22 protein-coding genes are annotated in these 19,885 nt (G+C 65.6%); 11 read left to right on the top strand and 11 right to left on the bottom strand.

What is annotated here, in order from left to right; translation table 11 throughout:
* Window positions 1–102: 102 nt before the first annotated feature.
* On the bottom strand, window positions 103–1,299 hold the full coding sequence (locus QX073_RS30175; RefSeq protein ID WP_315825753.1) for a YbfB/YjiJ family MFS transporter: 1,197 nt from the start codon (window positions 1,297–1,299) through the stop codon (window positions 103–105).
* Window positions 1,300–1,574: 275 nt separating this feature from the next.
* Between QX073_RS30175 and leuB the strand changes: the two genes are divergently transcribed.
* From leuB to QX073_RS30155, 4 genes are all read left to right on the top strand, one after another.
* Window positions 1,575–2,687: a 3-isopropylmalate dehydrogenase gene (leuB, locus tag QX073_RS30170; protein WP_315750601.1), complete on the top strand. Its 1,113-nt coding sequence runs from the start codon at window positions 1,575–1,577 to the stop codon at window positions 2,685–2,687.
* 408 nt (window positions 2,688–3,095) lie between these two features.
* A complete protein-coding gene (locus QX073_RS30165; protein ID WP_316194681.1) occupies window positions 3,096–4,607 on the top strand; it encodes a sugar ABC transporter ATP-binding protein in 1,512 nt (503 codons plus the stop codon).
* 4 nt (window positions 4,608–4,611) lie between these two features.
* On the top strand, window positions 4,612–5,652 hold the full coding sequence (locus QX073_RS30160) for an ABC transporter permease (protein ID WP_315825755.1): 1,041 nt from the start codon (window positions 4,612–4,614) through the stop codon (window positions 5,650–5,652).
* 135 nt (window positions 5,653–5,787) lie between these two features.
* On the top strand, window positions 5,788–6,729 hold the full coding sequence (locus QX073_RS30155) for an ABC transporter substrate-binding protein (RefSeq protein WP_316226827.1): 942 nt from the start codon (window positions 5,788–5,790) through the stop codon (window positions 6,727–6,729).
* Window positions 6,730–7,865: 1,136 nt separating this feature from the next.
* Here the strand turns inward: QX073_RS30155 and QX073_RS30150 are convergent.
* Both QX073_RS30150 and QX073_RS30145 read right to left on the bottom strand, forming a co-directional pair.
* Complete coding sequence (locus QX073_RS30150; protein ID WP_315715883.1) at window positions 7,866–8,249, bottom strand: hypothetical protein; 384 nt, start codon at window positions 8,247–8,249, stop codon at window positions 7,866–7,868.
* Window positions 8,250–8,477: 228 nt separating this feature from the next.
* A complete protein-coding gene (locus QX073_RS30145; RefSeq protein ID WP_315715884.1) occupies window positions 8,478–9,278 on the bottom strand; it encodes a hypothetical protein in 801 nt (266 codons plus the stop codon).
* Between the two features lie 114 nt (window positions 9,279–9,392).
* Here QX073_RS30145 and QX073_RS30140 point away from each other — a divergent pair, with 114 nt between their 5' ends.
* Window positions 9,393–10,427 (top strand): aspartate-semialdehyde dehydrogenase, encoded by a 1,035-nt coding sequence (locus QX073_RS30140; protein WP_315715885.1) that lies wholly within the window; start codon window positions 9,393–9,395, stop codon window positions 10,425–10,427.
* 34 nt (window positions 10,428–10,461) lie between these two features.
* Window positions 10,462–11,004, top strand: a complete 543-nt coding sequence (locus QX073_RS30135) for a TIGR00645 family protein (protein ID WP_315715886.1) — start codon at window positions 10,462–10,464, stop codon at window positions 11,002–11,004.
* 65 nt (window positions 11,005–11,069) lie between these two features.
* Here QX073_RS30135 and QX073_RS30130 read toward each other — a convergent pair whose 3' ends face one another.
* Window positions 11,070–11,714: a carbonic anhydrase gene (locus QX073_RS30130; protein ID WP_316186216.1), complete on the bottom strand. Its 645-nt coding sequence runs from the start codon at window positions 11,712–11,714 to the stop codon at window positions 11,070–11,072.
* A 101-nt stretch (window positions 11,715–11,815) separates the two neighbouring features.
* Here QX073_RS30130 and QX073_RS30125 point away from each other — a divergent pair, with 101 nt between their 5' ends.
* On the top strand, window positions 11,816–12,694 hold the full coding sequence (locus QX073_RS30125; RefSeq protein WP_316226826.1) for a CoA ester lyase: 879 nt from the start codon (window positions 11,816–11,818) through the stop codon (window positions 12,692–12,694).
* A 4-nt stretch (window positions 12,695–12,698) separates the two neighbouring features.
* On the opposite strand, the gene QX073_RS30120 is transcribed toward QX073_RS30125, so the two are convergent.
* The 5 genes from QX073_RS30120 to QX073_RS30100 form a co-directional block, all read right to left on the bottom strand.
* A complete protein-coding gene (locus tag QX073_RS30120) occupies window positions 12,699–13,070 on the bottom strand; it encodes a cytochrome c (protein ID WP_315715889.1) in 372 nt (123 codons plus the stop codon).
* Between the two features lie 34 nt (window positions 13,071–13,104).
* Entirely contained in the window at window positions 13,105–13,521 is a 417-nt protein-coding gene (locus QX073_RS30115) for a DUF6455 family protein (protein ID WP_315715890.1), read from the bottom strand.
* Window positions 13,522–13,633: 112 nt separating this feature from the next.
* Window positions 13,634–14,434: a hypothetical protein gene (locus tag QX073_RS30110; RefSeq protein WP_315715891.1), complete on the bottom strand. Its 801-nt coding sequence runs from the start codon at window positions 14,432–14,434 to the stop codon at window positions 13,634–13,636.
* Between the two features lie 81 nt (window positions 14,435–14,515).
* Window positions 14,516–15,118: a 3-isopropylmalate dehydratase small subunit gene (gene leuD, locus QX073_RS30105; RefSeq protein WP_315715892.1), complete on the bottom strand. Its 603-nt coding sequence runs from the start codon at window positions 15,116–15,118 to the stop codon at window positions 14,516–14,518.
* Window positions 15,119–15,207: 89 nt separating this feature from the next.
* Window positions 15,208–15,606, bottom strand: a complete 399-nt coding sequence (locus QX073_RS30100) for a metallopeptidase family protein (protein ID WP_316169953.1) — start codon at window positions 15,604–15,606, stop codon at window positions 15,208–15,210.
* Window positions 15,607–15,747: 141 nt separating this feature from the next.
* Here QX073_RS30100 and QX073_RS30095 point away from each other — a divergent pair, with 141 nt between their 5' ends.
* The 4 genes from QX073_RS30095 (at window position 15,748) to QX073_RS30080 (ending at window position 17,937) form a co-directional block, all read left to right on the top strand.
* The gene (locus QX073_RS30095; protein ID WP_316202012.1) at window positions 15,748–16,056 is read left to right on the top strand and encodes a hypothetical protein; all 309 of its coding nucleotides are present in this window, start codon (window positions 15,748–15,750) and stop codon (window positions 16,054–16,056) included.
* A 286-nt stretch (window positions 16,057–16,342) separates the two neighbouring features.
* A complete protein-coding gene (locus QX073_RS30090; protein ID WP_315715894.1) occupies window positions 16,343–16,612 on the top strand; it encodes a hypothetical protein in 270 nt (89 codons plus the stop codon).
* A 94-nt stretch (window positions 16,613–16,706) separates the two neighbouring features.
* Window positions 16,707–16,982, top strand: a complete 276-nt coding sequence (locus QX073_RS30085) for a hypothetical protein (RefSeq protein ID WP_316226825.1) — start codon at window positions 16,707–16,709, stop codon at window positions 16,980–16,982.
* Window positions 16,983–17,298: 316 nt separating this feature from the next.
* Window positions 17,299–17,937 carry a hypothetical protein gene (locus QX073_RS30080; RefSeq protein WP_316226824.1) on the top strand — a complete coding sequence of 213 codons (639 nt, stop codon included), beginning with the start codon at window positions 17,299–17,301 and terminating at the stop codon, window positions 17,935–17,937.
* A gap of 83 nt (window positions 17,938–18,020) precedes the next feature.
* Here QX073_RS30080 and QX073_RS30075 read toward each other — a convergent pair whose 3' ends face one another.
* Both QX073_RS30075 and leuC read right to left on the bottom strand, forming a co-directional pair.
* Window positions 18,021–18,236, bottom strand: coding sequence for a hypothetical protein (locus QX073_RS30075; protein WP_315715897.1), 216 nt, complete (start codon window positions 18,234–18,236; stop codon window positions 18,021–18,023).
* A 191-nt stretch (window positions 18,237–18,427) separates the two neighbouring features.
* Window positions 18,428–19,834, bottom strand: a complete 1,407-nt coding sequence (gene leuC / locus QX073_RS30070; RefSeq protein ID WP_316226823.1) for a 3-isopropylmalate dehydratase large subunit — start codon at window positions 19,832–19,834, stop codon at window positions 18,428–18,430.
* Window positions 19,835–19,885 lie beyond the last annotated feature (51 nt).

The following is a 19,885-nucleotide window of genomic DNA, read 5'->3' as shown; positions in this document are numbered from 1 at the left end:
GACCCATAACCACCGGCCGTGATGAGGCAGGCAACTACCAGCCAGATCCCTCGATAGCGTCCGCGGTAGGGGTCCCTGCGTTCGCAGGGACGACACCGTCGATCAGGCTCGATCGGCGCGCTTCAACTTCCCCTGCAGCGCCGCCATTGCCGCGCCCAACAGCAACAGCGCCGCCGACACATTCAACGCATAGGTCAGACTCCCCATCGCATCGGTGATCGCGCCGACGGCGAACGGACCCAACGTCTGGCCGACGCCGAACGAGATGGTCAGCGCCGCGATCGCGCGCGGCCAAGCGGCTTGCGGCAGGTTGAAGCGCACGAAGGCCGTCGTCGCGGTCGTCACCGTCGAGAACGCGATGCCGAACACTGCGGCCGACAAGGTCAGCATGACGGGCGAATGGCTGAGCGAGGGCAGGGCGGCGCCGATCGCGTTGATGGTGAGGATGAGGGCGGTGGGCCAGCCGCCGCGATCGAGCGCCAGCACGCGCCGCCACACCCAGGGCGTGGTGAAGCCGGCGAGGCCAATGAGGCACCAGAAGCCGGATTGCGCCGCGGCGCCGCCGCCGAGGTCGCGGACATAGGCGATCATGAAGGTGAGATAGGCGATGTAGCCCGCGCCGTAGAGGAAGTAGCCGAACAGATAGATCGCCATCGGCCGCAGCGAGACGCGGTCCGCGCGCGTCTCCGGCATGGCGGCGTTCGCTGGAAGCCGCATCAGCAGCAGCGGCACGATCAGCATTGCGCCGGCGCCTGCGAGCACCGCCCACACGATCCACCATGAGCCGGGCCCGAACGCCTGCAGCACGAACGGCGCGATCAGGCCTGAGATGACGATGCCGAGCGGCGGCCCGGCATAGAACAGGCTCAGCACGAAGCTCGCCTGCGCCGGCCGCGCCAAGGCGACCCGCGCCGCCACCGCGCCGCCGGCCACCAGCGCCACGCCGGCGCCGATGCCGGTCACGAGCCGCGCCAGGCTGAGCGCAATGAAGTCGCCCGTCATGGCGCAGACGACGAGAGAGACCAAAGCCGCCAGCGTGCCGCCGCGCACCGCGGTCAGCCCGCCGAACCGCCGGGCCGTCTGCGCGGCGATCAACGCCCCGATCAGATAGCCGGCGGCATTGACCGTGTTCATGAAGCCGGCCGCCGAATACGACCAGTGCAGCGTGTCGCGCATGTCCGGCAGCACCAGCGCATAGGCGAAGCGGCCGATGCCGAGACCGATGATGGGACCGAGCGACAGCGTGAGGTTGGTCAGCGCCGGGTGGGCCGGCGGCGGATCGGAACGGGAGATCGGCAAGACATGCTCCGGCGTGGCGCATATCCGGCAAATCATGCTGCTCGGCCGCCAGTTTCGAGCACAGTACAGCCTTGCCCGGCGCTACAGAAGGCGGGCGGCGGCAATGGTGGCTTGCCAACCGCGCAGGAGCGCTTTAGCACTCCGCCGATTTTGCAACTCTCGTCATTGCCGGGCTGCTGTCCCCGACCCATCGGGGCGAGCCGGCAATCCAACCAAAAGATGACGGATGTCCGGGCTCAGGCCCCGGCATGACAAGCCCCGTGAGGACAACGACCATGGCGACCCAGAAGCTCCTTTTGCTGCCCGGCGACGGCATCGGCCCCGAAGTGATGGCGGAGGTGAAGCGGCTGATCGGCTGGCTCAACGCCAAGGGGCTGGCCTCGTTCGAGACCGAGGACGGGCTGGTCGGCGGCGCCGCCTATGACGCCCACGGCGCCTCGATCTCGGAAGCCGACATGGACAAGGCCAAGGCGGCGGATGCGATCATCTTCGGCGCCGTCGGCGGTCCGAAGTGGGACGGCGTTCCCTATGAGGTCCGGCCCGAGGCGGGGCTGCTGCGCCTGCGCAAGGATCTCGGCCTGTTCGCCAATCTGCGTCCGGCCGTGTGCTATCCGGCGCTCGCCGATGCCTCCAGCCTGAAGCGCGAGATCGTCGAGGGCCTCGACATCATGATCGTGCGCGAGCTCACCGGCGGCGTGTATTTCGGCGAGCCCAAGACCATCACCGATCTCGGCAATGGCCAGAAGCGGGCCGTCGATACCCAGGTCTACGACACCTATGAGATCGAGCGCATCGCCCGCGTCGCCTTCGACCTCGCGCGCAAGCGCCGCAACAAGGTGACGTCGATGGAGAAGCGCAACGTCATGAAGTCGGGCGTGCTCTGGAACGAGGTCGTCACCGCGGTCCACAATCGCGAATACAAGGACGTCACGCTCGAGCACCAGCTCGCCGATTCCGGCGGCATGAATCTGGTCAAGTATCCGAAGATGTTCGACGTCATCGTCACCGACAACCTGTTCGGCGACATGCTCTCGGACATCGCGGCGATGCTGACCGGCTCACTCGGCATGCTGCCGTCCGCCTCGCTCGGCGAGGTCGACGCCAAGACCCACAAGCGCCGCGCGCTGTACGAGCCGGTGCACGGCTCGGCGCCGGACATTGCCGGCAAGGGTCTCGCCAACCCGATCGCGATGCTGACGTCGTTCGGCATGGCGCTGCGCTACTCCTTCGACATGGGCGCGCTCGCCGACAAGCTCGACGCCGCCATCGCCGCCGTGCTCGCCTCGGGCCTGCGCACCGCCGACATCAAGGCCGAAGGCTCGACCCCGGCCTCGACCGCGCAGATGGGCGAGGCGATCATCAAGGAGCTGGAGAAGCTCACGGCGTAGTCGGAGCCGAGGTTCCGCCGCGCCGAAGGTGCACTCCCCTCCCCCTTGCGGGGAGGGGGGCTCACCGTCGTTGTCGAGATAGCGCAAATTCAACGCACGACGTGTTCGATCGCGCCACCGGGCGCGTCGTCGCTATTCCGCGGTCGCGTCCTGCAGGCGCATCGCAAGGCCTGTCGATTTTACCTATAGACTTTCATCCCCGGATGAATAGCCTGACCCCAACGCCGCGCCATTGAATGGACGCGGGCTCGCACGCGTTCGACATGATGCGTGCGAGGGCCGGGGAGGATGAATGTGATCGCGCTTGCGATGCGATATGTCGCTCGCCGTGCATGGTGTCGTCGCCAATGTCGCGACCACCGCCCCGTGGCGATTGTACGCAACCTCCCTCACCACAAACGCTGACGCATGACTGCGCCGCTCATCTCCGTTCACGGCCTGTGCAAGAGCTTTCCCGGCGTCCGGGCGCTGCACAATGTCAGGTTCGAGCTGCGCGCCGGCGAGGTCCATGCCGTGATGGGCGAGAACGGCGCCGGCAAGTCGACCCTGATGAAGATCCTCGCCGGCGTCTACCGCAAGGACTCCGGCGAGATCCTCTATGATGGCGCCAGCGTCGATTTTCCAGGACCGCGCGAGGCGCAGGCCGCCGGCATCGGGATCATTCATCAGGAGCTGCAACTGATGAACCACCTCACGGTGGCGCAGAACATCTTCATCGGGCGCGAGCCGATGAAGGCGTTCGGGCTGCTGCTCGATGAGGACCGGCTCAACCGGCAGGCGGCCGAGCTGCTTGCCCAGCTCAATCTGTCGATCGACCCGCGCACGACAGTCGGCGGGCTGACGGTGGCTAGGCAGCAGATGGTGGAGATCGCCAAGGCGCTGTCGTTCAACTCGCGCGTTCTGATCATGGACGAGCCGACCGCCGCGCTGAACAATCGCGAGATCGCCGAGCTGTTCAAGATGATCCGCGCCTTGAAGGCACGCGGCGTCGGCATCGTCTACATCTCCCACAAGATGGACGAGCTGAAGCAGATCGCCGATCGCGTCACCGTGCTGCGCGACGGCGAGTATGTTGCGACGGTGCCGGCCGAGACCACCACGATCGAGACCATCATCGGCATGATGGTGGGCCGCACCTTGGGCGACGCGCGCGTCGCGGGCACGCAGCCCGTCGGCGCGATCGCGCTGGAGGTGCGCGGGCTCAACTGCGGGCCGCTGGTCCGCGACGTCAGCTTCACCCTGCGCAAGGGCGAGATCCTCGGCTTTGCCGGCCTGATGGGGGCCGGCCGCACCGAGGTCGCGCGCGCGATCTTCGGCGCCGACGCCGTTCCGTCCGGGGATATTCTCGTCGACAATCGCAAGGTGACGATCCGCTCGCCGGCGCATGCGGTCGCCCACGGCATCGGCTATCTCTCCGAGGACCGCAAGCGCTTCGGCCTCGCCACCGGCATGGACGTCGAGTCCAACGTCGTGATGTCGAACCTCGCGAACTACCTTGCAATGAAGTTCATGCTCAGGAAGCGCGCGATCCGCGACACCGCCGGCCGCTTCATCCGGATGCTGAACATCCGCACGCCTTCGGCGTCGCAGCAGGTTCGCCTGCTATCCGGAGGCAACCAGCAGAAGATCGTGATCGCCAAATGGCTCGATCGCGATTGCGACATCCTGTTCTTCGACGAGCCGACGCGCGGCATCGACATCGGCGCCAAGAACGAGATCTACCGCCTGCTGCGCGCGCTGGCCGACCAGGGCAAGGCGATCGTCATGATTTCCTCGGAGCTTCCCGAGGTGATCAGGATGAGCGACCGCATCGTCGTGATGTGCGAGGGCCGCATCACCGGCGAATTGTCGCCGGACGAGGCCACGCAGGAGCGGATCATGCATCTGGCCACCCAGCGCGAAACCATGAAGGCAGGCTGACGGCATGAGCGACCCCGCATTGGTCAAGGATCAGGTCAAGGATGGCCTCGCGCCGAGCGGCGCGATGGCCGCGCTGCGGCGCCGTCTGCTCGGGCCTGCAGCGCTGCAGAAGCTGCTGGCGTTCGCGAGCCTCGTGCTGCTGCTGGCCTATTTCAGCTTCGCCTCGCCGGCGTTCATGCAGACCGACAACATGATCAACATCCTGCAGGCGACCGCGGTCAACGGCGTGCTGGCGATCGCCTCGACCTTCGTGATCATCACCGCCGGCATCGATCTGTCGGTCGGCACGCTGATGACCTTCTGCGCGGTGATGGCCGGCGTGTTCCTCACCTATTGGGAGCTGCCGATGTGGACCGGCATCGTCGCGGCGATCGTGACCGGCGCGCTCAGCGGCGCGCTGTCGGGCACGGTCATCACCAAGATGAAGGTGCCGCCGTTCATCGCGACGCTCGGCATGATGCTGGTGCTGAAGGGGCTGGCCCTGGTCGTCTCCGGCAGCAAGCCGATCTATTTCACCAACACCGAGAACTTCTCGATGATCTCGCAGGACTCGCTGCTCGGCACGCTCGTGCCGGCGCTGCCGATTCCCAATGCAGCCCTGATCCTGTTCGTGATGGCGGTGCTGGCCTCCGTCGTTCTCAACCGCACCGCGCTCGGCCGCTACACTTTCGCGATAGGCAGCAACGAGGAGGCGGTGCGGCTCTCCGGCGTCAATGTCGACCGCTGGAAGATCATCATCTACGGCCTCGGCGGCGCCATCTGCGGAGTCGCGGGACTGCTGATCGCGTCGCGCATCAATTCCGCCCAGCCGGCGCTCGGCCAGGGCTATGAGCTCGATGCGATCGCTGCCGTCGTGATCGGCGGCACGTCGCTGAGCGGCGGCACCGGCACCATTCTCGGCACCATCATCGGGGCCTTCATCATGAGCGTTCTGACCAACGGCTTGCGCATCCTCTCGGTGGCCCAGGAATGGCAATTCGTCGTCACCGGGGTCATCATCATTCTCGCTGTTTACGCCGACATGCTCCGTCGAAACCGCGCCTGACCCTTCAAGGAGGACCAGCGACCAGCACCGCTCCGACGTCGCGCTGAAGACTGCGCTGCCCGCCGACAGCGAGCGGCGACGACCACGATCATCACTGTAACGACAAGGTCACTGAAGAGAGCAGAGGAAACACCAATGTTGAGCAAGCATCTCCTCGGCGTCGCGCTCGGCGCCCTCATGGTCGCGGGAGTGTCCGCGAGCGCGCGTGCCGATGATGTCTACATCCCCCTCGTCTCCAAGGGCTTCCAGCACCAGTTCTGGCAGGCGGTGAAGCTCGGCGCCGAGCAGGCCGCGAAGGCCGCCAACGTCAAGATCAGCTTCGAAGGACCGGAAACCGAGGCCATGGTCGACAAGCAGATCGACATGCTCTCCGCGGCGCTCGCCAAGAAGCCGCAGGCGATCGGCTTCGCCGCGCTCGATTCCAAGGCCGCCATTCCGCTCCTGAAGAAGGCGCAAGCCGCCAAGATCCCGGTGATCGCCTTCGACTCCGGCGTCGACAGCGACATTCCGCTGACCACCTGCACCACCGACAACCTCGCCGCGGCGGGCCTCGCCGCTGACAAGATGGCCGACATGATCGGCGATGCCGGCGACGTCGCCGTGGTCGTGCACGACCAGACCAGCCGCACCGGCATCGACCGTCGCGACGGCTTCCTCAAGCGCGTCAAGGACAAGCATCCGAACATCAAGATCGTCAGCGTGCAGTACGGCGGCGGCGATCAGCTCAAATCGACCGAGATCACCAAGTCGATCCTGCAGGCCAATCCGAATCTCAAGGGCATCTTCGGCGCCAATGAGGGCTCGGCGATCGGCGTGCTCAACGGCGTCAAGGAGATGAAGAAGAAGATCGTCGTGATCGGCTACGATTCCGGCAAGCAGCAGAAGGCCGCGATCATGTCGGGCGAGATGGCCGGCGCCATCACGCAGAATCCGATCGGCATCGGCAGTTGCACCGTGGAGTCAGCGGTCAAGGCGTTGAAGGGCGAGAAGCTGCCGAAGGTCACCGACACCGGCTTCTACTGGTACGACAAGTCCAACATCACCGACCCGAAGATCGCGGCTGTGCTGTACGATTGAGACCGGTGCGAGGTCGGGCCGGGCGATCGCATATGATGATCTGAGTTTGTGGCGGTCCATCTCCGCGTCGTCATGGCCGGGCTCGTCCCGGCCATCCACGTCGCGAGGCATCCTGGGAAGGACGTGGATGCCTGGGACAAGCCCGGGCATGACGGAGTGGCCAACTCGCACGCTTGCTTGTCGCGACTGCTCGTCGGGCAAATCGGATCAGCTCTCGGGTGCGATCGATGGCGATTGACGGAGGTTGCCGGTCGTCCCGTGGCTCTATTCCCTTCGCGGCGAAGAACTTATTTCGCCCGCGATTTCAATCTCCTCCGCTTGACCAGTCGGCCTCCGCCAAAAATTCCACTTTCGTTTTTCCAGAATCCATGGTCTTCTCCCTCCATCCCGCTTCGCTTGCGAGGGACGTTTCGCGATCGTCACGAGGCGTGAGGCGGGAATGCGGTGGCCGCGAGGGCTCGCAGCATGTCCTAGGGACATGCGGACGAACGAGGCTCTTGCGGACGTGAAGCTGCGTGGTCCTGGCGCCCCGATGCTGGCGCCAAGTCGGAAGGGCGATGATCCCGACGACGACGGTGGCTAACAGGCCGGACACCGGGGAGAGCGTAGAGTAAGCGTGAAAACCATCGCGCAGGGAAGGCCGGGTCGATCCGGCTGTACCTGTGGTTCCTGCCCCGTGCATTTTTTCCGCACGGGGGCCACGGGCCTCAGCCGAGGCCCGGCCTTCCCTGCGCCCTCTGCAAGGAGAGGGCGATCAGACGAGTAAAGACTCGGACGCGAAAGCGGGTGCGAGGATGACCAGTCGTGCCGAAAATTCCGGTGTCGTCCCGGTGAACGCCGGGACCCAGACTCCCCGACATGGGTGTGAGGCACGCTGGAGCGATGAGACCGGGGGGGCATGCCGGCCGGTGGTTATGGATCCGGCGTTCGCCGGGATGACACTGAGGGGTGGAGCAGGCTGGCCTCCATCGGCGTGTAGCGATGTGTCAGCCATGTCTCCGAACGGTCGTCTCACACGTTCGAAATCGAGCAGTGACCAGCTCATGATCGATGACGACGCGATGGAACGTCAGCGCGGCAAAACAACAAAAAGCCGGGCGGGGCCCGGCCTTGATGATCTGACGATGCGGCCGCCCTCAGTAGGGGATCGGAATCCGGGTCGGATAGCCACCGAGATCGGACGGCGCCATCAGCGGCTGACGGTCGATCGGGCGGTTCAGGTTCTCGCGGGCGAACGACGGATAGCCGACGGCCGGCGGGAACGCGTAATCCGAGAACTTGCGGTCGCCCGGGAGCACCTCGGTGCCGCCGTCGAGGAACGAGCGGCGGGTGATGTAGATGCGGGTGCGCGGGCCGGACTGGTAGGAATAGTTCGGATTGCCGCTGCTATAGGTGGTCGTCACGCGGCGCTTGGTGGTGGCGGCATCCGCCGAGGTGGCGGCAAGAGACGTGACGGCAAGGCCCGTCGCGGCGATCACCGCCAAGGCCATGACCCGGGTCGCAGCAGGAAATTCGATCATCACGTCCTCTTCCTCGCGCCAAAAGGGGCGGGCGCTCGCCATGCGCATGATTTGGCCCGCACAATATCTGGGTCGGCTGTGGCATCACAAGGTCATTCCCGCGGCGACGGGCAAGATAAATCCCTGCTGTGGCGGGAAAGTTGCATCAATATCCGTCACTTGGCTGCCGATGTGGACGCCCGAATTGGGCGCGGTCACGCCCAGCAACATCCGGACGCAGGCAGACATTCACAAGGCGCCGCGCAGCCTCGGATTGGCGGTCGACGTCACCCAATCGGCGCTGCCGCTGGCGATGGCGGGTTCGTCGCAGCCGCCGCGCCGCTGATCGGACCCCATGAACAGCTGGCTCAGGGCCCGGTGCTGGTCGGGCGCCAGCAGGGTCAGCCGGTTGAGCATGCACCCGACCATGGCGCGGCGCATCGGCATCGTCACGCCCTGGCACGACCAGCCGGAGATCCGCAAGCTCGGCTCGGCGATGGTCTTGAGAAAGCCGAGGCAGGCTCCGGCGCCCTCGGGAGCCCCAGCCCGGCGAACCAGACTGACGGGGCCGAACCGGCTGTCGATCACGCCGGCGGTCTCGAGCTCGGAGGCGGAGTTGCGCCCCATCCGGACCGCGAGATCGGCCCGGGGATCATGCCTTGCATCGCGCTCCGATCCGAACCGGTAGACCTCGAGCTCGGCAGCGGGGCGATCGGCGGGTTCGCCCCAGCGCAACACGTCCTTGCGGCCGCCTTCCGGGTGGATGAGCACGGTGTAGGTGGCGGTCCTGTCGGGCTGGTCGGTGAGACGAAGCGAGAACGCCGGCACTGCGGCGTCGGCCAAGGTCCAGCCGGCGCGGCCGGGCAAAGCGTCGCCGTCGTCGAGATGGTTCCAGCCGGCGACTCCGAGCATGGCGATCAGCGCCAGAGCCCCCACATAGGCGAACAGGCGCGCAAAGGTGCCGCAGACCTCGTCCGCGAAGCTCTTGAGCCCTTGCAGGACGGACCCGGATCGGGGCGCTGCGGCTGTTCTGGCCGAATTGGACTGCATCGAATGCGAGACGTCGTGGTAACGTTGTGTCAGGGACGTTTCTCGCATAGAAGCGCTGCCGCTTCGGTTTCCGCTGACATGCGCGGCCGGCCATATTTCTTCGGAGAGTGAACGATGGGTTACAAAGTCGCAGTGGTCGGCGCGACCGGCAATGTCGGACGGGAAATGCTCAATATTCTCGACGAGCGCCAGTTCCCCGCCGACGAGGTCGTGGCGCTGGCCTCACGCCGCAGCGTCGGCGTCGAGGTGTCCTATGGCGACCGCACGCTGAAGGTCAAAGCGCTCGAGCACTACGATTTTGCCGATGTCGACATCTGCCTGATGTCGGCCGGCGGTTCGGTGTCGAAGGAGTGGTCGCCCAAGATCGGCGCCGCCGGCGCTGTCGTGATCGACAACTCGTCGGCTTGGCGCATGGATCCCGACGTGCCGCTGATCGTGCCAGAGGTGAATGCCGACGCAGCCGCCGGCTTCAACAAGAAGAACATCATCGCCAACCCGAACTGCTCGACCGCCCAGCTCGTCGTCGCGCTGAAGCCGCTGCACGACAAGGCCAAGATCAAGCGCGTCGTGGTGTCGACCTATCAGTCGGTGTCCGGCGCCGGCAAGGATGCGATGGACGAATTGTTCTCGCAGACCAAGGCCGTCTACACCAACGACGAGCTGGTTAATAAGAAGTTTCCCAAGCGCATCGCCTTCAACGTCATTCCGCAGATCGACGTCTTCATGGAAGACGGCTTCACCAAGGAAGAGTGGAAGATGATGATGGAGACCAAGAAGATCCTGGATCCGAAGATCAAGCTGACCGCGACCTGCGTGCGCGTGCCGGTGTTCGTCGGTCACTCCGAAGCCGTCAATGTCGAGTTCGAGAATCCGATCACGGCGGACGAGGCCCGCAACATCCTGCGCAATGCGCCGGGCTGCCTCGTCATCGACAAGCACGAGCCGGGCGGCTACGTGACGCCCTACGAGGCGGCCGGTGAGGACGCGACCTATATCAGCCGCATCCGCGAGGATGGCACGGTCGAGAACGGCCTCGCCTTCTGGTGCGTGTCCGACAATCTGCGCAAGGGCGCGGCGCTGAACGCGATCCAGATCGCGGAGGTCCTGATCAACCGCAAGCTGATCACGGCCAAGAAGAAGGCGGCCTGAGCGGAGACGTCGTCAGGGTGAGGCGCGGAACGCAATGAGCGAGAAGACGACGCCGGACGCCGCCAGGCACGCGCCGGGTCCGCTCGAGCGCGGGCTCGAAGGCTTCCTGTTCAAGAGCCGCTGGCTGATGGCGCCGTTCTATGTCGGCCTCGTCGTCAGCCTGGTCGTTCTGCTGTTCAAGTTCGTGCTGCTGCTGTGGGAGAACATCGTCCATCTGCCGACCGCCAAGGAGAGCGACATCATCCTCGGCGTGCTCAGCCTGATCGACGTCTGCCTGACCGGCAACCTGGTGCTGATCGTGGTGTTCTCCGGCTATGAGAACTTCGTCTCGCGCATCGATCCCGGCGGCCATCCCGACTGGCCGGAATGGATGACCAAGGTCGATTTCGCCGGACTGAAGCAGAAGCTGCTCGCCTCGATCGTCGCGATCTCGGCGATCCAGCTCTTGAAGGCGTTCATGAATCTCGACGCCGGCTACGACTCGACCAAGCTCGCCTGGCTGGTCGGCGTGCACATGACCTTCGTGGTGTCGACCCTGATGTTGGCGCTGTCGGACCGCTGGTCGGGTGACCATTGACGAGAGGCGAGTAGCGAATGGCGAGCCGCGAATGGAGATCCCAGCTATTCGCTGCCCCCTCTTCGCTACTCGGCGATGCGCGCACTCTTGAATTCCTTGCTGGCCTTGTCGAGCACGAACAGCGAGCCCTCGGAGACGCCGAAATAGGCGCCGTGGAGCTGCAAATCACCGGCCTCGACGCGGCTGCGCACGAATGGGAAGGTCATCAGGTTCTCGAGGCTGCGGAACACCGCGGCCTTCTCGATCCGGGTGACGAAGTCTTGGAAACTCTCATGCGTGCGCTGTTCGACGACCTCGCCGGGCTTGATGAACATCGACATCCAGCGGCCGATGAAGTCGCCCGGGGACAGCGGCGCCGCCTTGTCGACGAAGGCGCGGATGCCGCCGCACTGGGCGTGGCCCAGGATGACGATGTGCTTCACCTTCAGCACGGTGACGGCATATTCCAGCGCCGCGGACACGCCGTGCGCGTTGGCGTCCGGCTGATAGATCGGCACCAGGTTGGCGATGTTGCGCAGCACGAACAATTCGCCGGGACCGACGTCGAAGATCACCTCGGGCGAGACGCGCGAGTCGCAGCAACCGATCACCATTACTTCGGGCGACTGGCCGCGCTCCGAGAGCTCGAGGTAACGGCTCTGTTCGGTCGGCAGGCGTTGGGTGGCGAAGGCGCGATAGCCTTCGAGCAGGCGTTGCGGGAACGAGATCATGGGCCTTGCCTAAACACATGCGCCTTCCGGGAACAAGCCTTTCGGGCCGGCCCCCGAAATGGTATCGCGGGCCGCGTCGATAAACCAAGGGAAACGCCGAAATGATCCGCCCGCGCCGCAGTCTCCTGTTCATGCCCGGCTCCAATGCGCGCGCGCTGGAGAAGGGGCGGAACCTGCCGGCCGACGGGCTGATCCTCGATCTCGAGGATTCGGTGGCGCCGGACGCCAAGGCCGCCGCCCGCGACCAGATCGCCAAGGCGGTGGCGGCCGACGGCTACGGCAAGCGGGAACTGCTGATCCGGATCAACAGCCTAGATACGACGTGGTGGCGCGACGACGTCGCCATGGCCGGACAGGCGGCGACCGACGGCATCCTCGTTCCCAAGGTGTCGACCGTCGAGGACCTTCGCCTGGTCACGGATCGCTTGGCCGAGGTCGGCGCCGATCCCGCGCTGAAGGTATGGGCGATGATCGAGACGGCGCGTGCGGTGCTCGATGCCGATCTGCTCGCGGCCACCGTGCACGAGGAAGGCTCGCGGCTCGCCGGCTTCGTGTTCGGACCCAACGACATCTCGCGCGAGACTCGCATCCGGATGCTGCCGGGCCGCTCCACGATGCTGCCGATGATCAGCCACTGCATCCTGGCGACGCGCGCCCATGGGCTGGAGATTCTGGACGGGCCTTACAGCGATTTCGCCAACACCGACGGATTCGCGCAGGAATGCATCCAGACCCGCGATCTCGGCTTCGATGGCAAGACGCTGATCCATCCCGGCCAGATCGACGCCTGCAACGCGATCTTCACGCCGCCCGCCGACGAGGTCGCTGCGGCACGCAAGATCATCGCCGCGTTCGAGCTGCCGGAGAATGCCTCGCGCGGCGCGATCCAGATCGACGGCCGCATGGTCGAGCGGCTGCATGCCGAGATGGCGCGACGCACGATCGCGATCGCCGATGCGATCGCGGCGGTGGCGAAGTGAGGCGTCAGATGCGGCGGAGACTGAGGATGTAGTTGACGAGGTCGCCGCGCTGCTCGGCCGTCAGAATGACGTTCGGCATCGTCGGGTGGCTGCTCTGCAGGAACACCTTGAGCGATAGCTCGGTCGTCGACGGCATGTTGGCGACCGCGACGAAATCGGGGGCGGTCGTGGTTTGGGCTCTCGCCCCGCTGGTGTCGATGGCGTGGCAGGTGCTGCACCAAGCCTCCGCCAGTTTGCGTCCCGCCTGCACGCTGTCGGCGGCCGGCGTCACGCCGCCGGCATTGTGCAGCCGGATCAGCAGCATCGCGCCGAGCGCGAGCAGGATCGCGGCGCCGACATGGAGCCAGGTGTTGCGGTGCAGATTCGGCAGGCTCATCGCATTGCTCCGCTGGGTGAGAGGGAGGCGGCGATCAGTGCTTGACCGCGGCGCTGCCCAGGCGGTCGATGGTCGGGGCGTTGAGGCAGTATTCCTCGTAGTGCTCGGCGCTCGTCCCGGCGGCAAGATCGCGATGGCAGCGCGGCTTGTCCTTGCACATGGCGCAGACGCGCTCCATGTCGCGCAGCACCAGCGGCTCGGCGCGCCCCAGCGCGGCCTCGTCGATGCCGAGCGCCTTCAGCATCTGCGGCAACTCGTCGGCGGCGTGCTCGCCATGGCGGACCAGCTCATCGAGATCCGCCGGCGTGACCTGGAGGTCCATCGCGATACGCTCGAAATCGTCACGGTCCAGCTGCCGGATCTCGCTCAGCTCACGCCGGTGCCGGAGCCATTGCGCGAACGTATCGATCAGGAACTGAACCCGCGGATAGGGCTTGGCGTCTACGGTCATGACACGTCTCCGATGATGGCCCGCAATCAATCACCGGGTGGCCGCGCGGACGTTGCGGTAGATCAAGCAGCAAATCGGTCCTGCGCCGGCCGCAAAGCTGCGTGGCGAAAGGTCAGCGCGGGGCAAATCGTGCGGCCGCCCAGGCATAGAGGCTGCCCGGGATCGGCGCTTCGCCGCCGCGGCCCTTCGGCGAGATGTGCAGGCCGATGACACCCGGATCGCCGATCAGGCCGGAGAAGTCGGAAGGGTCGAAGAACGCCTTCGGCTCGGCATGCACCGCGTAGAAGCTGCGCTTCGGCAGCGCATGGTGCAGCGAGCCATGGCGGCGGGCCAGCGCCGTCAGCGCGGCAGGGCCGAAGATGGCGACGCGGATGTCCGAGAGGCGGTCGGAGCCGCCGCGCAGGCGGCGCAGCGCAAAGGTGAGGCGGTGACGCAGCGAAAGCCAGTTCGGCGTCAGCGCGTCCTGCGCCATCAGTGCGGCGAACTCGGCGACGATCGGATCCTCCGGCGGCAGGTAGAGCACGGAGTTGCCGAGCTGCCGCGGCCGCTCCCAGGCGAAATAGGGCACGGCGGGGTCGATCTCGACCGGCCTGAGCAGCAGCACGTCGGCATCGAGCCAGAGGCCGGCCCGCTGTGCCATCAGCCGCATCCGGAAGAAGTCGCTGAACTGCAAGGTGGTCCAATCGCGCCAGCCGCCGTCCGGCTGCGGCGGCCTGAGACGCTCGGAGAACGCATAAGGCAGGACCGCCTCGGCCTCGGCATTGCCGACGCCGTCGGGCAGGCCGGGCAGCGGATCGAAGCTGTAGACCGTCACCTTGTGGCCGGCGGCGAGCTGCGAGCGCAGGCAGGTCTGGCGCAGGCGGTCGAGCGGCCCCCGCCAGAAGGTGACGACCTCGGGCAATACGCGCGTCAACGGCGGACCTGCTGGGCTGCTCTCGAAACGGGGCCCCGGACGAGGTCCGGGGCCCGCGAACTCACCATCCTTCGGCGGGCCTCAGGCCCAGGCGCGCTCGGCCAGCTTGGCCTCGTAGCTGTCGATCGACGCCTTCTTCTCCAGCGTCAGCCCGATGTCGTCGAGCCCGTTGAGCAGGCAATGCTTGCGGAACGGGTCGATGTCGAACTTGACGGTGCCGCCGTCGGGGCCGCGGATCTCCTGGTTGGCGAGATCGACCGTCAAGGTCGCGTTGGCGCCGCGCTCGGCGTCGTCAAACAGCTTGTCGAGGTCGGCCTGCGACACGCGGATCGGCAGAATGCCGTTCTTGAAGCAGTTATTGTAGAAGATGTCGCCGAACGAGGTCGAGATCACGCAGCGGATGCCGAAGTCGAGCAGCGCCCAGGGCGCGTGCTCACGGCTCGAGCCGCAGCCGAAATTGTCGCCGGCGACGAGGATCTTGGCGTTGCGATAGGCCGGCTGGTTGAGCACGAAATCCGGGTTCTCGCTGCCGTCGTCCTTGTAGCGCTGCTCCGAGAACAGGCCCTTGCCGAGGCCGGTGCGCTTGATGGTCTTCAGGTACTGCTTGGGGATGATCATGTCGGTGTCGACATTGATGATCTTCAGCGGCGCGGCGACGCCTTCCAGCGTGGTGAACTTGTCCATCGGGGCACCTTCGAGAATACGGGCAGGCCGCTGTTTAGCCCGAACGGCAGGGCGGATAAAGTCAAAATCCCGGTGCTCTCGCCGGGTCGTCAGTCGACGGACGCCTCGATCGCCTCCATGTCGTCGTCGGACATTCCGAAATGATGGCCGATCTCGTGGATCAGGACGTGGCGGACGATGTGGCCAAGACTCTCGTCGTGCTCGGCCCAGTAGTCGAGGATCGGACGGCGGTAGAGCCAGATCATGTTGGGCAGCCGGGGCAGGTCGTCATTGCTGCGAAACGGCAGTCCCGTGCCCTGGAACAGGCCGAGCAGGTCGAACTCGCTTTCGGACTGCATCTCGTCGAGCACCTCCTCGGTCGGAAAGTCGTCGACCCGGATGATGACGCCCTCGCACATCCTGCGAAAATGCTCGGGCAGACGCTCGAACATCTCGTGCGCCATGACTTCCATGTCGGTGAGCGAGGGGGCTTTCAGATCTGTCCACATTGCCGCCTTCTAGCCCGGCTTTGATCATCTTGCATCTTGGTTCTATGACATGTGTGGCGGAGCTGGTTGACGCAGGGGATGAAACCGGCGACCGTGACGCGCGAATTGGGGGTTGGGGAACAGATGAGGCAGATGTCGATGGTGCTGGCCGGAGCGGCGCTGGCTGCGGCGGTCGTGGTCTCGATCTCGGCAACGGCGCAAGCGGAGCAACCCGCCGGCGCGCGCGGCGCCGTGCAGAGTGAGGTGCGCACGGATCTCTCCGCACAGCGCCGGCAACGACGAATCCAGATCTATCCGCGCTACGAGGGTCATTGGCAGCCCGACGTGGTGCCGCGCTTCAACCCGGGTCCGAACGCAGTTCGTGTATGCGATGCCACCTATGTTCCGGAGCATCGGCCGAGCGGCACCGTGATCGTCCCGCATATGAGTTGCGTCTGGCGACGCGGCTGACTCCTGGGTCCCGCGCACTGATCGGCTCGGCAAGCGCGCACGTGATTCGGTCGCGATCGCGACGTTGCCTGATGTTACCGTCCGGACACAGTGCCGATATGTCGCGCACTGCGGCGGAACCATGCGCGACATATCGGCATTCTGCTCCTGCGCAGGTCTTCATGTCCCATTCACGTCGCTCGTTCGAGACTGGTCTGCGTCGCGCTGCTGCGGCCGCCATTCAGGCAACTGACAAGGCGGAAGTTACGGTGCCGGACGTGATGTCAGGCGATCGAGGGAGAAGTTCATGACTGTGATGAAGCTGTTGGGCATCGCGGCGGTTGGCGCCGTTCTCGCGATGGCTGCCCCCGCCGAACGCGCGCAGGCGTTGTCGCTGATCAATCCGGGCGCTGCGACCGCGGTGCAGCAGGGCACGGCGCAGGAGACCACGCAGGCGCATTGGCACGGCCGCCGCCATTGGCATCCCCGGCGCCACTACTATCCTCGGCATTACTACCATCCGCGTCATCACTGGCGGCCGCATCACTACGGATATCGCCATCACGGCCGCTGGTAAGTCGCGCTTTCCGGCCGACCGAGACAATGACCGAAATCAAACAGGCCCGCTTTGCGGGCCTGTACGTTGATGGGGGCTGGCAACGAGGTTCGCCATGAAACCATCAGTCAACAGAACCTGGCTCGGGATCAGCGTTGTCACGGTGGCGATGCTGCTCGCAAGTTCCGCCGCCACCGCTCCTGTGGCCGCAGCTCCAGCCGTTACGCAGGCGCGTCAGACCCTAACGGATGCTGGCCCGCGTCGGCAGGGCCGCCGATCGAAGCTCGTGGTGTCGACGGCAGAGGTGCCGCACTATCTCGACCGTCCCACGGATTACACGCCGGCCTATCCGCCGGGCCCCTTGGTTCTGTTCACGCCGTTCTACGATTGAGGCCATGTCGGCTAGGCGCGCTGCGTTTCCTGCGTGTCGTTAGTTGCGAAGTCCCCGCACGAGCAGCACGTGAGCCGTTGCGTCGGCATCCGTGATCCTGAGTTGCAGGACGACGTAGAGGCTCACTTGCATCTCCTCTGCCGCGACGCCACGCCGCAGATGCGCGTGCACCGTGCATCACTGACGTGCATCATTCATGCCGCATTCACGTCGCTATCTCTACGTTCATGTTGGGGGTGCGCCAATCCACCGATCGGACGACCAGCATCGGCGCTGCATGGGTCCATCGTTGCACAGCATTCAGGGAGAAGGGACCATGATGAGGATGAAGGACCAGCGCGCTGGTCTTGCTCGTCGCCTCAGTCTTGCGGCGGCCACACTGTTTGTCCTGGCGGGCGCGTCCGGACGGCCTGCGCTTGCGATGTCGCCGGTGAGTCCCGGTGCCGGCTCCGCCACGCAGACGCCTTCGGACGTATTGACCGTTCAGGTCCGAGGCCCCGGCGGCCATGGCGGCGGTGGTGGCGGGCATCCCGGCGGTGGTGGATTCCACGGCGGAGGCGGTGGCCCGGCGTTCCATGGCGGCGGCGGCGGCGCCATGTTCAGGGGCGGCGGCAGCCCCGCGTTTCATGGGGGAGGACATGCCTTCGGCGGTGGTGGCCCGCGTCCTGTCTTCCACGGTGGCGGCCCCGCATTCCATGGCGGCGGCTATCATCATCGTCCGTACTACGCCTACCGGCCGTACTTCCACCATCACCGCCGGCACTTCTACGGCTATCGCAGCTACTACGCGCCGGTCTATACCTCGGGCTACTACTATCCCTATCGCCGCTGCCGCGTCGTCTGGACCCATTACGGGCCGCGCCGCATCTGCCACTATCGGCATTGGCGGGGTCATCACTGGCGCCATTATCACCGGTGGCATCATCGCCACCGCCACCATTGGCGCTACTACTGACGGGACTTGAAGTTCGACAAAGCAGGAAGGGCGCCCAACGGCGTCCTTCTCTCATTTCAAGGGGATGGAGTGGGGCGCGGCGGTCAGAGCCAATCCTTGAACTGCCAATTCCTCACACTCAGCTTCCAAGGCACCAGCGTCTCCAGGCGCCATTTGGCAAAGCGGCCGGGCGGCCAGTTCGACAACCGCCGCTCCTCCTTCGGAGCCTCGGGCTGGGCAATGATCTTGGCGGGCGGTGTCTTGCGGCGTTGGCGCGTCGCATCACGGATGAGGTCGACGTATTCCGGCTTGTCGGCCATGTCAGGCTCCTCGGCACGTTCCTCTGCAGACGCAGCGCGTCCGGCGGTAGGATTGTGCGCGACGAGACTTAAGAAGCCCTTGCCGAACTGTGTCGATGTTGAGGTGAAATGAAAAACGCGATGGCTTGGTGAAGCCATCGCGTTCGTTTGTAGACCGGCCGCCGTGCCGGATCTGAAGCAGCGAGATGACGTCAGCGCCAGTCGCGTACGTCGACGAAGTGTCCTGCGATTGCGGCCGCCGCGGCCATCGCTGGCGACACCAGGTGGGTGCGGCCCTTGAAGCCCTGGCGTCCCTCGAAGTTGCGGTTCGAGGTCGAGGCGCAGCGCTCTTCTGGCGCCAACTTGTCCGGGTTCATGGCGAGGCACATCGAGCAGCCCGGCTCGCGCCATTCGAAGCCGGCCTTGATGAAGATCCTGTCGAGGCCTTCGGCCTCCGCCTGCTCCTTGACGATGCCCGAGCCCGGAACGACCATCGCGTTGACGTGGCCGCTGACGGTCTTGCCTTCGGCGATCTTGGCTGCGGCGCGCAGATCCTCGATGCGACCGTTGGTGCACGAGCCGATGAAGACGCGGTCGAGCTTGATGTCGGTGATCTTCGTGCCCGCGGTCAGGCCCATGTACTTCAACGCGCGATGCTTGGAGATGCGCTTGGCCTCGTCTGCGATCTTGTCCGGATCGGGCACCACGCCGGTCACCGAGATCACGTCCTCGGGCGAGGTGCCCCAGGTGACGATCGGCGGCAGCTTGGCGGCGTCGAGCCGGAGCTCGTGGTCGAAATGCGCGCCGTCGTCGGAGCGCAGCGTCTCCCAGTAGCGCATCGCTGCGTCCCAGGCGGCGCCCTTCGGCGCCTTGGGACGGCCGCGCAGGAAGTCGAACGCCTTCTGGTCCGGCGCAACCAGACCGGCGCGGGCGCCGCCCTCGATCGACATGTTGCAGACGGTCATGCGGCCTTCCATCGACAGCGCGCGGATGGCTTCGCCGGCATATTCCAGCACGTAGCCGGTGCCGCCGGCGGTGCCGATCTCGCCGATGATGGCGAGAATGATGTCCTTCCCCGTCACGCCGTCCGGCAGCACGCCGTCGACCGTGACGCGCATGTTCTTCGCTTTCTTCTGGATCAGCGTCTGTGTCGCCAGCACGTGCTCGACCTCGGAGGTGCCGATGCCGTGCGCCAGCGCGCCAAAGGCACCGTGCGTCGAGGTGTGGCTGTCACCGCAGACGATCGTGGTGCCGGGCAGGGTGAAGCCCTGCTCCGGACCGATGACGTGGACGATCCCTTGGCGGCGATCGAACTCGTTGTAATATTCGATGCCGAATTCCTTGGCGTTCTCGGCCAGCGTCTTGATCTGCTCGATGCTCTCCGGATCCGGGTTCGGCTTGGAGCGGTCTGTGGTCGGCACGTTGTGATCGACGACCGCGAGCGTCTTCTCCGGCGCGTGCACCTTGCGGCCGGTCATGCGCAGGCCTTCGAAGGCCTGCGGCGAGGTCACCTCATGGACCAGATGGCGGTCGATGTAGAGCAGGCAGGTGCCGTCCTCGGCTTCGTGGACCAGATGGTCGTTCCAGATCTTGTCGTACAGGGTGGTCGGCTTCGACATGAGCGAATGCTCCCGGGAATTTAAGGTTTGAAACGGAGCGCGTGACGGGCA

Source organism: Bradyrhizobium sp. SZCCHNS3052 (assembly GCF_032484495.1).
Classification (GTDB): domain Bacteria; phylum Pseudomonadota; class Alphaproteobacteria; order Rhizobiales; family Xanthobacteraceae; genus Bradyrhizobium.
The sequence above is the reverse complement of the archived record's forward strand: the minus strand, read 5'-3'. Positions and strand labels throughout refer to the sequence as shown.